This window comes from Paenibacillus peoriae KCTC 3763 (assembly GCF_000236805.1).
Taxonomy (GTDB): domain Bacteria; phylum Bacillota; class Bacilli; order Paenibacillales; family Paenibacillaceae; genus Paenibacillus; species Paenibacillus peoriae.
On record NZ_AGFX01000041.1, the window covers coordinates 475,394 to 487,490 of the forward strand.

10 protein-coding genes are annotated in these 12,097 nt (G+C 47.8%); all 10 read right to left on the bottom strand.

The genetic code is table 11. The features are described from left to right. Positions 1 to 15 precede the first annotated feature (15 nt). The 10 genes from KQI_RS0123375 to KQI_RS0123420 all read right to left on the bottom strand — a co-directional run bounded on the left by KQI_RS0123375 (position 16) and on the right by KQI_RS0123420 (position 11,961). Positions 16 to 1,641, bottom strand: a complete 1,626-nt coding sequence (locus tag KQI_RS0123375; RefSeq protein ID WP_010349304.1) for a (2,3-dihydroxybenzoyl)adenylate synthase — start codon at positions 1,639 to 1,641, stop codon at positions 16 to 18. 33 nt (positions 1,642 to 1,674) lie between these two features. After that, complete coding sequence (dhbC, locus tag KQI_RS0123380) at positions 1,675 to 2,961, bottom strand: isochorismate synthase DhbC (RefSeq protein ID WP_010349305.1); 1,287 nt, start codon at positions 2,959 to 2,961, stop codon at positions 1,675 to 1,677. A 77-nt stretch (positions 2,962 to 3,038) separates the two neighbouring features. Then, entirely contained in the window at positions 3,039 to 3,824 is a 786-nt protein-coding gene (locus tag KQI_RS0123385) for a 2,3-dihydro-2,3-dihydroxybenzoate dehydrogenase (RefSeq protein WP_010349306.1), read from the bottom strand. Positions 3,825 to 4,140: 316 nt separating this feature from the next. Further along, positions 4,141 to 4,911, bottom strand: coding sequence for an alpha/beta hydrolase (locus tag KQI_RS0123390; protein ID WP_010349307.1), 771 nt, complete (start codon positions 4,909 to 4,911; stop codon positions 4,141 to 4,143). 120 nt (positions 4,912 to 5,031) lie between these two features. Further along, entirely contained in the window at positions 5,032 to 6,054 is a 1,023-nt protein-coding gene (locus KQI_RS0123395; RefSeq protein WP_010349308.1) for a FecCD family ABC transporter permease, read from the bottom strand. Then, positions 6,047 to 7,054, bottom strand: coding sequence for a FecCD family ABC transporter permease (locus KQI_RS0123400; RefSeq protein WP_010349309.1), 1,008 nt, complete (start codon positions 7,052 to 7,054; stop codon positions 6,047 to 6,049). The genes KQI_RS0123395 and KQI_RS0123400 overlap by 8 nt, the downstream gene beginning before the upstream one ends. Positions 7,055 to 7,064: 10 nt before the next feature. Then, positions 7,065 to 8,045: an iron-hydroxamate ABC transporter substrate-binding protein gene (locus KQI_RS0123405; protein ID WP_010349310.1), complete on the bottom strand. Its 981-nt coding sequence runs from the start codon at positions 8,043 to 8,045 to the stop codon at positions 7,065 to 7,067. Positions 8,046 to 8,206: 161 nt separating this feature from the next. Beyond that, positions 8,207 to 8,899 carry an HD domain-containing protein gene (locus KQI_RS0123410; protein ID WP_010349311.1) on the bottom strand — a complete coding sequence of 231 codons (693 nt, stop codon included), beginning with the start codon at positions 8,897 to 8,899 and terminating at the stop codon, positions 8,207 to 8,209. A 294-nt stretch (positions 8,900 to 9,193) separates the two neighbouring features. Then, positions 9,194 to 10,228, bottom strand: a complete 1,035-nt coding sequence (locus tag KQI_RS0123415) for an NAD(P)/FAD-dependent oxidoreductase (protein ID WP_010349312.1) — start codon at positions 10,226 to 10,228, stop codon at positions 9,194 to 9,196. A 230-nt stretch (positions 10,229 to 10,458) separates the two neighbouring features. Continuing rightward, positions 10,459 to 11,961 carry a thiol-activated cytolysin family protein gene (locus KQI_RS0123420; RefSeq protein ID WP_010349313.1) on the bottom strand — a complete coding sequence of 501 codons (1,503 nt, stop codon included), beginning with the start codon at positions 11,959 to 11,961 and terminating at the stop codon, positions 10,459 to 10,461. Positions 11,962 to 12,097: the final 136 nt, after the last annotated feature.

Below are 12,097 nucleotides of genomic sequence, written 5' to 3' on the forward strand. Positions count from 1 at the left end.
GCTCATCGTTAGGCCTCAATGCAGTTCAGGTGCAGAGGATATCTGCTGTGTAATCATTTCCCGTAATGCTTTTTTACTAACCTTGCCTACACTGGTCTGTGGAAACACTGATATAAACTCAATTCTGTCAGGAATTTTGTAAGCCGCCAAACCACGTTCACGCAGAAAATTCTTCAACTCCGTCACGGTCGGCACCATCTCATATGGGATAATAAAAGCGCAGGAGCGTTCACCCAAATATTCGTCAGGCATGGCTACAATCGCTGCATCATGCACACCTGGATGGGCCAGCAAATGATTTTCAATCTCCTCAGCTGCCACCTTCTCCCCGCCCCGGTTAATTTGATCTTTGGCTCGGCCTTCGACAATCACATTACCGTCGGGGCTCAACCTCACCAAATCGCCCGTACGATAAAATCCATCCCGCGTAAATGCTCTTGCATTATGCTGATCCGCCTTATAATAACCCCGAATCGTGTAAGGTCCGCGTGTAAGCAAATGGCCTAGCTCTCCCGGTACCACTTCCTTGTCCTCATCATCCAATATTTTAATTTCATCGTCGATTGAAATGGGACGTCCCTGAGTTGCTACAATGATATCCTCCGGATCATCCAGTCTGGTATAATTGACCAGCCCCTCCGCCATACCAAACACCTGTTGCAGGGTACACCCGAGTTCCGGCTTGATCCGACGAGCAGCCTCCTCACTGAATTTGGCTCCCCCTACTTGAAGCACCTGGAGACTGGACAAATCACAGCTTCTCGACGAAGCACTATCAAGCCATACCAGCGCAAGCGGCGGGACCAAAGCAGTAATCGTCACCTGCTCCTGTTCAATCAATGGAAAGGCATCATCTGGACTCGGCGTAGGCGCAAGTACAATTTTAGCTCCCGCGTATAAGGCTCCGAAGACACCCGGAGAACTGAGCGGGTAATTGTGAGCCATGGGAAGCGCGGCTAAATACACGCTATTTTCATCCAGACCACATATTTCAACACTGCCTCGCAGACTGTAAATATAATCATCGTGTGTCCTTGGAATCAGCTTGGGCAAGCCTGTACTCCCACCGGAAAGCTGGAGAAAGGCAATATCCCCCGAAAGCACCTGGGGTAACGACTGATCGGGCTGGATATACAATCCGGATAGAGCCGTAAATTCCTGCGGCTTGCCCACAACAATGACATGACGCAGGGTTGCCGCTTTGGCTTGTACCTCTCTGGCCAGTCCACGATAATCAAAGCCCGAATATACATCTGGAATGATATAAGCAACCGCCTCGGAAAATTCAGCAAAATAGGCAATCTCGCTACTGCGATGAGCCGGAAGCGAGAATATGGGCAGCGCTCCCAATCTGAACAGCGCAAAACATACTTCAAAAAACTCCGTGATATTCGGCAACTGAACGATGACCCGATCCGTCTGTCTAATTCCCAACTGGTAAAATCCGGCTGCCAGACGATCTACTTTTTCGTCCAATTCGCGGTAGCTTGTACTTTTTCGACCGTCCGTCACTGCGATTCGGTCACCTTGCGATCCCGCACGCTTCCGCAGCATTTCTCCAAAGGTCACTCCCTCCCAGTAGCCTGCCTTTCGGTAACGCTCGGCAAATTCCTGCGGCCATGTAGGGCATCCGGGCAACATCATGATATTCCTCCTCTTTCTGTGTCGTACTCTTTATTCATGCTTCAGTCCCAATGCCTGAAGCATGGTTCCAAACTTGGCTGCTGTTTCCGCCAGTTCGTCTTCCGGGTTTGAAGTCGCCACAATGCCTGCCCCTGCAAACAAACGCAAGGAATGCTTTGCAGCTTCTGCACAACGGATCGTAATCACCCATTCTCCATCTCCCGCTGCATCACACCATCCAACAATCCCCGTGTAAAAGCCCCGATCAAACGATTCGATATCTCGGATAACCTTTTTGGCCTGCTCTGTAGGCGAACCGCATACGGCTGGCGTAGGATGCAGCGCCAGGGCAACGGCCAGAGATGAAACCGACAAATCCGCCAATTCTCCCGTAATTTCAGTCGAAAGATGCCACATCGTCTCTGTTTGTATCAGCGAAGGCTCCTGCGGCACATCCAGTCTCCGGCATAGCGGTCTGAGCGCCAAGGCCACCGCTTCGACAACTACCGCGTGCTCATGCCGGTCCTTGACCGATTCCAGCAATGCCGCAGCCCGTAGCTTATCTTCGACAGGATCATCACTGCGAGGTGCAGAGCCAGCCAGCGGATTAACCGTCAGATGCAGTCCCTCTCGGGAAACGAGCAGCTCGGGGCTGGCTCCAATCAGCGTTCGCTGTTCCACACTGACATCAGCCTTGTCCGAACCTGCTTCCACCGCCTCCAAAGGAGGTAAATCAACAGCGAAGGTATAGCCCTTGGTATTATGTCTGGCTAAATTATGCAAATAGCTTGGAACGTCTACTTGTTCCGAAGTATCCAGCTGCAGCGTTCTGGACAGCACGATTTTGTTCAGCTCCCCGGACGCAATATGTTCCAGAGCCCGTTCCACCCCCTGTACAAACTGCAACGGTTCGGGTACGGAACGAATACCGTAGTCCGGAGCCTGCCCAAGCTTTGTCGGGTTCACGCTGCTGGCAGCATTCGCTGAATCGGCAGCTTTCCCATTCCCGGAGTGCCAATCCGTAGAGTCAGAATGAAGCGGTCCCGCCCATCGAGTCTCTGCCGGAACCAAAAGCTGTGCAGCCCGTGAAGCATCAAAGGGAATAGCTCCCACCACAATCGGATGTCCACCGTGGGACTGACGCACACTCTCGAGCAGCGTGGCTACACGCTCGGCCAATCCACCCTCCGTATCGCTTGCCTCCCCATGCGGCAATGCCCCCAACGTACCTTGGGCCAGTAAAGTCCGGGTGGGTGACGCAAAAAAGAAAGACGAGCCCGGCTTGTAATCTTTTAGCAACTGAGTCGCTTGCACTTCAAGCGCAGTATTGGATTTCATACGTTATTGCCTCCTAGTCCATTGTTTTCTGTCACGATTGCCATCACTTATTTCCATATAAAACTGCTACATTCCACTCAGACACCTAACGTAGCGCCGCCATCAATGCGCAAATCATGCATCGTTATATGGCGTGACTTGTCCGAAGCAAGAAAAACAACAGCATCCGCGATATCTGCCGGATCAGCCAGTCTTTGCAGTGGAATGCCAACCTTGTAAGCGTTTGGCGATCCGTCAATAGCCGCTTGTGCGCCACTTTCGTCAGACCACAGCGACCGCTGCATTTCTGTCTCCGTAGAGCCTGGAGACACCACATTACAGCGAATATGATGGCAGGCAACCTCCAATCCCAAGCATTTGGTAAACATCGCCGAAGCGGCCTTTGAAGCTGCATAAGCTGCCATATACATACGTGGTACAGCTCCCGCATTGGAGCCGACCGTGACAATCGAGCCCGATTTGCGAGGAATCATATGCTTCACCACAGCCCTGGATATGTAAAAGACACCGTTTGTGTTTACAGCAAACGTTTCCGTCCAGTCGCTGTCACGGAGCGTGTCTACTTGCCCGATTCGCAGCACACCCGCAACATTCACCAAAATGCCGACTGGCCCGAGATGGTGCTCAATCTGTTCCACCGTCTCATCGACAGCCGCACGATGGCTGACATCCAAGGGAAATGCCGTTGCACGATAGCCGTCATGCACCAGCTCTTCCACCAGCCTGCTCACACCTGCTGCGTTCTGGTCTACAGCGGCAATGATTGCTCCCAGTTCGGCCAGAGAACGCGCCACAGCAGCACCGATGCCTTGGGCAGCACCTGTAACCAGAGCTACCTTCCCCTGTATTCCGTCATCACTCATGTTCATTCCACCCTTTCCAGCAAAATCAAAAACTGCAGCTATATGCCCAATTTCTGCTGTAACCATCATTCATTTTGAATTTGAAACATTAATAATGATAATCATTATCAATTGCAAGTTACAAAATATGATAACTAAACCATCAATTACAGTCAATGTTGATAATCGTATATTTTAGTCCATATTTATACATTTAAGCGGATTATCAATTTAAAAAACCCTCTCCTGGTAGCATCGGAGAAGGTTTTTGGATTTTATCCCTTTATTTACTCTATATTCCTTTAAATATCTTCGTTTTTTGGTCTTTTTTATCTATTTAGTGACAAATCGAAGCAAAACGAACGGCTCTGCTCACCAGTATCGGTAACACGGATATATGGCCTTCATCTGCAAATTCACGGAATTCGACATGCAATCCCGAATCCTTCACATTTGTTAAACGCTCAGCAAGCTCCTTGGCCTTTTCCTGCATACCACTCGAATGGCCTGCTTCCAACTCACCCACCCCAATTAACAGCCTTTTGTTCTGCTGCTTCTGAGCTGTGGAGGCTGCAAAGTTTTTCTCTTCCTCCATAAGGACACTCCCGCCCCAGTGAATAGAGGGACTTCCCGCTATATAAACCTGATAAGAGTCGGGGCTTGTAAACAGGGTGTGTAATACAAACAATCCTCCTAACGAATGACCGAATATCGCCTGCCTGCTACGGTCAATCTGGAAATCACGCTCCATCTCAGGCTTCAGCTCATTTTCAATAAACGACTGGAAATCCTCGGCTCCCCCGCTTTCATTAAGTGCTTCTCCGTTGGGTCCTACAGGAAGCTCTACTTCCGTCCCTGGCAATGTAAGATCGTAAAATCGAGAAGGATGGAACGGAGACTCAGTCGGGTAGCCTATACCAATAATTATAGCCGGGACAACGCCCGTTTTATCAGGCCGTCTGCCCTGAACACGCACCGCTTCCACCATTGTTCCGAACACAGAATTAGCATCCAGTACATATATAACCGGATAACCTGATGCCGGAGGTTCCTCAGAAGGAATAGCTATAAAAATATGATATTCACGGTTTGCAATGCGTGAGCGCATCACTCGATGCTGGCTGCGGGGAATGTACACAAGTGCGTCAGCATCGCTAGAACCATGACTTCGAACAAATTGGTTTTTGATGGGGATAACCTCCTTTTGGAGCCTTAACCCAAAATTGGATCAGGCCGTTTTTTTCATAAGCAAGACTACAAAATAAGGGACTCCGATCACCGCAATAATCAGCCCAACGGGAATTTCCGCAGGTGCAACCACCGTTTTGGCAACAAAATCAGATAATAGTACCAGCACCATCCCCACCATACCGCATACGGGAATGACATGACGATGATGAAGTCCAACCAGCCTTCTGGCAATATGAGGGGATAATAAGCCTACAAAGCCAATTCCCCCCGAAACAGACACACAGGCACTAACCAGTCCAATGCTGGACAGCAGGAGAATGGACTTTTCCCTTTCGGTCGCAACACCGAGGCTTTGGGCCGTATTTTCATGCAATTGAAATAGATCCAGAACATACGACTTTAGCCAAATGATGGGGACTAATATGACCAGCCAAGGAATGACGGCGGCAACCAGCTTCCAGTCAGCACTCCAAATGCTTCCAGACATCCATACTGTCGCCATTTCAAAATCCGTGGCTTTCATCTTCAGCGACAGATACAAGGTCAAGGCACCGAAGCCGGAGCCAATCGCGATGCCCACGAGAAGCAGACGCTGCGGATCAAGACGTCCTGCTTTCCAGGCAAATAAATAGATTAGCAGCGCAGCCATCAAACCTCCAACCAAGCCAAAAAAAGGCATAGCCAGTGCTGTAGTCCAGCCCGTTGTCTCCATTTGTCCTTGGTAAAAGAACATGAATATAACGATGGCCGCCCCCGCACCTGCATTTATGCCTAAAATACCGGGATCGGCCAAGCCGTTCCGTGTAACCCCCTGTACCGCTGCTCCAGCAATCCCAAGCCCCAAACCGACCAAAGCCGCAATCACAATACGCGGCAGTCGAAAATCAAAAATAACCAAATCCATCTGTGGAGTAGGATTGATACGGAACAACGTCTCAACCACTTCCTGAAGAGTCATGTCGTACTCTCCATGGGTCAAGCTAATATAGGCGGCCGCTAAAATGAGCACAGCTCCGCCTGTCAGAACGAGCCCCAACCGCATCGTACTGATTTTACGCATGCTCTCCCCCTCCTTTTCTGCGTATTAAATACAGAAAGAATGGGATGCCAATGACCGAGGTAACCACACCAATGGGCGTTTCAAACGGATAGTTAAGAAAACGGCTCAACACATCAGACATGCCCAAAAAAACGCCACCGATCAAGCCAGAGCATGGAATGACCCACCGATAATCCACTCCAATTACATATCTGGTGATGTGCGGAATCAATAAGCCCACAAAAGCAATTTTTCCTGCCAACGCTACAGAAACGCCCGTCAGCAATGCAACGCAGAGCATGGCCCCCAGCTTGATTGGCAGTGTCCGTTGTCCCAAGCCTGTGGCGACTTCGTCGCCCAGCGACAGCAGTGTAATAGGCTTTGCTAGCAGCATCGCCCCCACAATTCCCACAATGGCAAAAGGAATGGACAATTGAATAAGTCCGGGGTCCATTTGGTGCAGACGGGCATTAAACCAGAAGCTTACATTTTGCGATACATTAAAATAAATGGAAAGAATGGCCGACAGGCTACTTAAAAACGTGCCGATAATCGTTCCTAGAATAGCCATGCGAACAGGAGCAAGGCCACCGGGAATCATCCAGGCCAAGCCAAATACAACAGCCACCCCCAGAGCCGATCCTACAAAAGAACTGCCGATCAGGCCCATGGACGTGGAGTTGGGTGCCAAAATCATCATCAGGGTAATCACAAACGCGGCCCCATCCGACACGCCCATAATTGAGGGAGAAGCCAGAAAGTTTCGCGTCATGCCTTGCATAATGGCTCCTGAAATAGCGAGAAAAGCACCAATCAATATAGAGCCGACTGCCCTGGGCAGACGCGAGCTTAAAACAACCTGATGATCCACATTTCCGGCATCAAAATGGAAAAAGGCAGCAATTATCGTCTCCCATCCTATCGTTTTAGCTCCATACATCACAGAAAGCAGCACCGTTAAAACGATAAACAAGGGGGCAATGAAGATTAAAAGGTAAGGAGAAACCAGCTTTTTTCCCATGTTCCTTCCTTTACTGCGAAAGTCGGTTTACAGCCGCTTCCAAAAAGGCGATTTTGCTCCATGAGGTGCCGCCCTGAGCATTGGGATCTACAATGTTGACGAATGTTTTTTTATTTTTGACGGCATTCATGCTGTTCCAGATCGGATTCTTTTCAAGATCAGCCAAGGCCTGCGGCTGATCCTTGTTTTCTCCTTCTGGAAACTGCACGAAAAGATAATCCGGATTCATATCAGCCAATTTCTCCAGGGAAACCGCCTCTTGAGCCTTTACTCCATCTAACTCCTGCGGCACCTTGGCCCCCAAATCGGCATACAGCGAAGGATTGAAATACACATTAGCAGGATATACATACAGATTGCCTGTACGAATCCGCACCATCAGCACCTTTTTGTTTTCCCATACGGGTTTGAGCTTTTGTTTTGCCGCTTCCATGTCCTGCTTGTATTTGTTTAATAATGTCTGTGCCTGCGCCTCTTTGCCTGTAAGCTGCCCCATCATTAACAGGTTCGCTTCCCAGTTCGTTGAAATATGGGACACGGGAATCAATGTAGCAACCTTACCCAGTTGTTCTGCCACCGCTGGCCGAAATTTGGAGCTGCCCAGAATTACATCTGCCTTCAGCTTCAGAATCGTTTCGGCACTAGGCTGCATCCGGTCTCCTACATCAGTGGCTCCTTCCATCGCTTTTGCCATATATTCAGGGAACTTTCCTCCCGAAGTAACTGCCCCGACCGGCTTAACTCCCAGAACAGCCGCATCTTCCATCGCTTCCAGACTAGCTACAACAATATGATCCGTCTTGGCCAGCTTGTACGTCTTATCCAGATATGTAATCGTCTTGGCACTCTCTCCATTGGAAACGGATGTCTGCGCCGCTGCATGTGTATTGGCCTTGGCCGAACTATTCCCCTCCTGCTCCTTCCCAGCACACGCCGTTAGCAGCAAGCTTACTGATAAAAAAGTACATCCCCATACTGCAAATTTCTTCATGACCTGAATGGCTCCCCCTCTAAATACTTAAAATTATAGATATTGATTATCATTATCAATGATAACTATTATCAATACTAGAAGAGAAATCATTGCATTGCAATACTTTTTTTCTAAATTTTCTCAGCTATGAGCTTTCGCACCTATTATGAGCGTTTCATCTAGGTAGTACTATCCCTGTCCTTCCTCTCGATATCATCCACATTCCATTCCCTGTAAAATTGCTCCAGATACATCTCCATCCATTGATGCCGGATCACCGCCAGTTGTTTGCCATAGGCCGTATTCATTAAATCCTTGAGCTTCAACAGCTTTTCGTAAAAATGGTAGATGGCGCTTTTGCCTGCGGCACGATAATCGTGCTGTGAAAAATCTTTATCCGGGTGATGCATCATAGTGCCTTTTGAGCCTGCATACATAAAGGTTCTTGCAATACCGATCGCTCCAAGTGCATCCAGCCGGTCTGCATCCTGTACAACCTGGCCCTCCAGCGTCTCCATAGGCGGATTTTTGCCACCATTGTAGGACATCGTAGCAATAATGGTCATCACATGTGTAATCACATCCGGGTCACTTACATGCAGACGCAGCCACTGCTCCACTTTATCCAGCCCCGCTTGTTTGGAATCATTTAATTTTTCGTCCGCCACATCGTGCAGCAGGGCAGCCAGTTCACAAATAAACAAATCTGCGCCCTCTTGGGCAGCAATTTCAAGAGACAGCTTTCTCACCCGGTCAATATGAAACCAATCGTGACCACTGTGATCATGCTCCAACTGCTGCTGTACAAAGGGCTCTGCCTTTTCAATCATATTTGCCAACATCGCTTGCTGTTGCTCCGTTTTCTTTTCCATAAGTCACCTTTCAATCCCGCTTCTGCCTCTCATGGCAGGCTGGTTTCATTTTTTTAATGCCTTCTCATTTGCTTACTGCTATCCAATTGCTTATTCCTCGACTTGCGCCATCCACTCGATGCCCTCAGTAAGCTCTTGCTCACCCATCATTTTATTCTATATTGTGGATGGCATCCAATCTTTGTGATGCGGAAGTGAATGCCATATACAAAAGAGCCTCCAGAACCATATCTAATGGCTCTGAAAGCTCCTTTATGTTCTACTGGTTTTTGTATTCAACCTATTTTACGCTATCTACTCCAGTACACCCAACTCACGGTTCTTTTCCTTGAAACGGCTGTTGTGGGAGGATACATAAGCCGCCTTGTCGGCTGAAGGGTCGATGTACAGCTTGGCGCTGTTCAATGCGAGAGCAGCATCCGTGAACGTACCTGCAATCAGATACAGCTTGCTTCCATACTCGACAAAGTCACCAGCGGCGAATATTCCCGGTATATTCGTTTCCAGCTTTTCACTCACCCGGGCATGCCACTCTCCCATATCCAGTCCCCAATCGCGAAGCGGGCCGAAGTCGGATTTCAGACCATGATTTACGATCACCGCATCGACATTCAGTATCTGGGTTTCACCCGTCTCTACATGACTGATCGTCACCTGTTCTATCGTCTCTCCGTTATTGCTATGTAGCTGGCTTACCGTATAAGGTGTGAGAACTCGGATCGAGGACGCTTTCATGCGAGCTACATTTTTTTCATGTCCGCCAAAATGGTCCCGCCGATGGACGACAGTTACACTCGCCGCAATAGATTCCAGCGCATTCGCCCAATCCACCGCCGAATCGCCTCCACCGGAAATCAGGACATGCTTGCCCTGGAACGGCTCCAGTTCTTGCACGGTATAATGTAGATTCGTAACCTCGTAGCGGTCAGCACCTTCAATCTCCAGCTTGGCCATTTTGAGAATGCCATAGCCTACTGCCAATACAACGGTGCGAGTCCAATGCTGCTCCCCTGTTGCAGAGGTCAGCAGGAAGGTTCCATCGTCCTGCCGATCCAGGCCTGTGATCTGCTGTCCTAGCACAATCGTGGGCTCGAACGTTCGCGCTTGCTGCTCGAGTTGATCGATAAGCTTTTCACATAAAATCGGGGTAACCCCTCCAACATCCCAAATCATCTTCTCCGGGTAGATGCGCATCCGTCCACCCAGTTCATGCTTGGCTTCGATCAGCTTGGTTTTCATATCTCTCATTCCGCTGTAAAATGCGGTATACATACCGGCAGGACCTCCGCCGATGATCGTTACGTCATATAATTCCAAGGACTCTGTCACTCTGCAACTCTCCCAACCTTAACGTAATATGTCTGCTTCTATTATAAGTGATAATAATTATCAATATCAATTAAGAAATAAACACATGACTTTTACAGCTCGATCCAGGCCCACAACTTTATCAAATATTGATCATACATTCTGTGTTTGGAGATGAAATTTTAGCATAATTAAATAACCCGTCAGGTCGGTGCCTGACAGGTTCTGTTTACACGTAAACGGGGACTCTGCTAGTGAGTAATAGATGACTTAGGATATAATGTCGTTCCCCAAATGGATGCTTTTATATCGCTGGTTAACGGAACGTCAGTCTCATCTATAACGGTTCTCCACCAATCCCAGGCAAGCCCTGTGCACTCCTCGGCGAAAATTCTAATGTTCTTGGCATTAGCCGGAATTGGGATCACTGTCGAGTAATGCGCTGTTTTATTTTTTCTATTATCTTTCCAGGTTTTATGAGTAATAATCTCCTGCCCATTTTCATCAAATGTAAGCTCATCCCAGGATACTTCAAAGCGGGCCACATATGCGCCACTATGGTCAAGTGTGATTTTCCCTTTGGAATATTCCATTGTTTTCGTCTCAACATACTCTGTATTGTTGTGAACTGCAGCTATGGAATTGTCTTTCAAAAAAACACTGGTATACGAAATAGGGTAACCTGGATTTTTGCTGCTATATTCTGCATTGTCCTTGATTACTTCCTGAATAACGGAGTAGTCTTTCGAGACAATCTGGTTATGTGCTTGCGCATCACCGCCTAATACAACAGCTGTAAACGAGCTTTTTTCATAGATGTCCTTGTACTTTCCGCTAGTTTGTATGCCAGGATTTTTGAGCAGTAATTTAAATGCCGTTTGTACATCATTGCTCTTTGAATCCGTTTCTAGCTTTACGTAAATAGTTCTTCCGTAAGCAACATTGGATACCATTAATGGCGGAGTTTCATCACTTACCCCTTTACGGACTAACTCGGCAAACGTCACACTATCGTCAAACAGGTCTGATGGATTGTTAGGAGAAGCGGCGGTTACGGTATAAAAAATTTGCTTGTAAGCAGCAACCATTACTCTTTTCTCACCGCTTGCTACTGCGTTGTAGTCGATTCCGAGCGTATTGTCAAGCACCTTGGCGTTTACATTCAGCGCACTGGCAATTTGGCTTTCGCTGTGTACCATAGCTTCCGAGTATTGTAATCTCGCAGGCAACGTATGGGTACTGGAATACTTTTCATCCCAGGTCGACAGGAGCTGAGCAACGGCCCCGGTAACGCCGCTGTATGATGGATTTTGAACCGTTATTGTATTTTCACTCTTTAATCCAGGCAGATCAATGCTGATATCCAGCGGTTTTCTGGAAGTCATAACCAGACTGGGCTGATTGTCCACAAAGTCTTCATTTGCAAGTTGTATGGCGCCAGGATAAGTACGATTTGCAATGGAGTCAACAATGGAGATATCCATGGGTGAAGTTGCAATCGTATTTTTAGTCCGTTCAACTACGATAAATTTGTCATTTACTTGGCGGCCTTCTTTGGGAACAAAGCTCTTGATTTGATCGCCTTTTGTACTCAAGACCTCGTTGCGATCATAATTCAGATTAGCGATTCCGGCATCAATATCATGGAGTTCGTTTGGAGCGGCGAAAGAAATACTTGAGTAAGTAAACACCTGTAAGCTTACTAGTAAACTAACGAGTACCCTTGTTCCCTTCATAAATCTTTTACTTTTCATTTGAAATTCTCCTTCTACAAAAAAATGGTATTATATTTTGTTTTATCGGTACTCGCCTAAAAAATGTTAGATGGCCAGAAACATTCCTGTAATTTAGACATTAAATTTTTATTTTTTTCCATTTTAAAGATTTCAC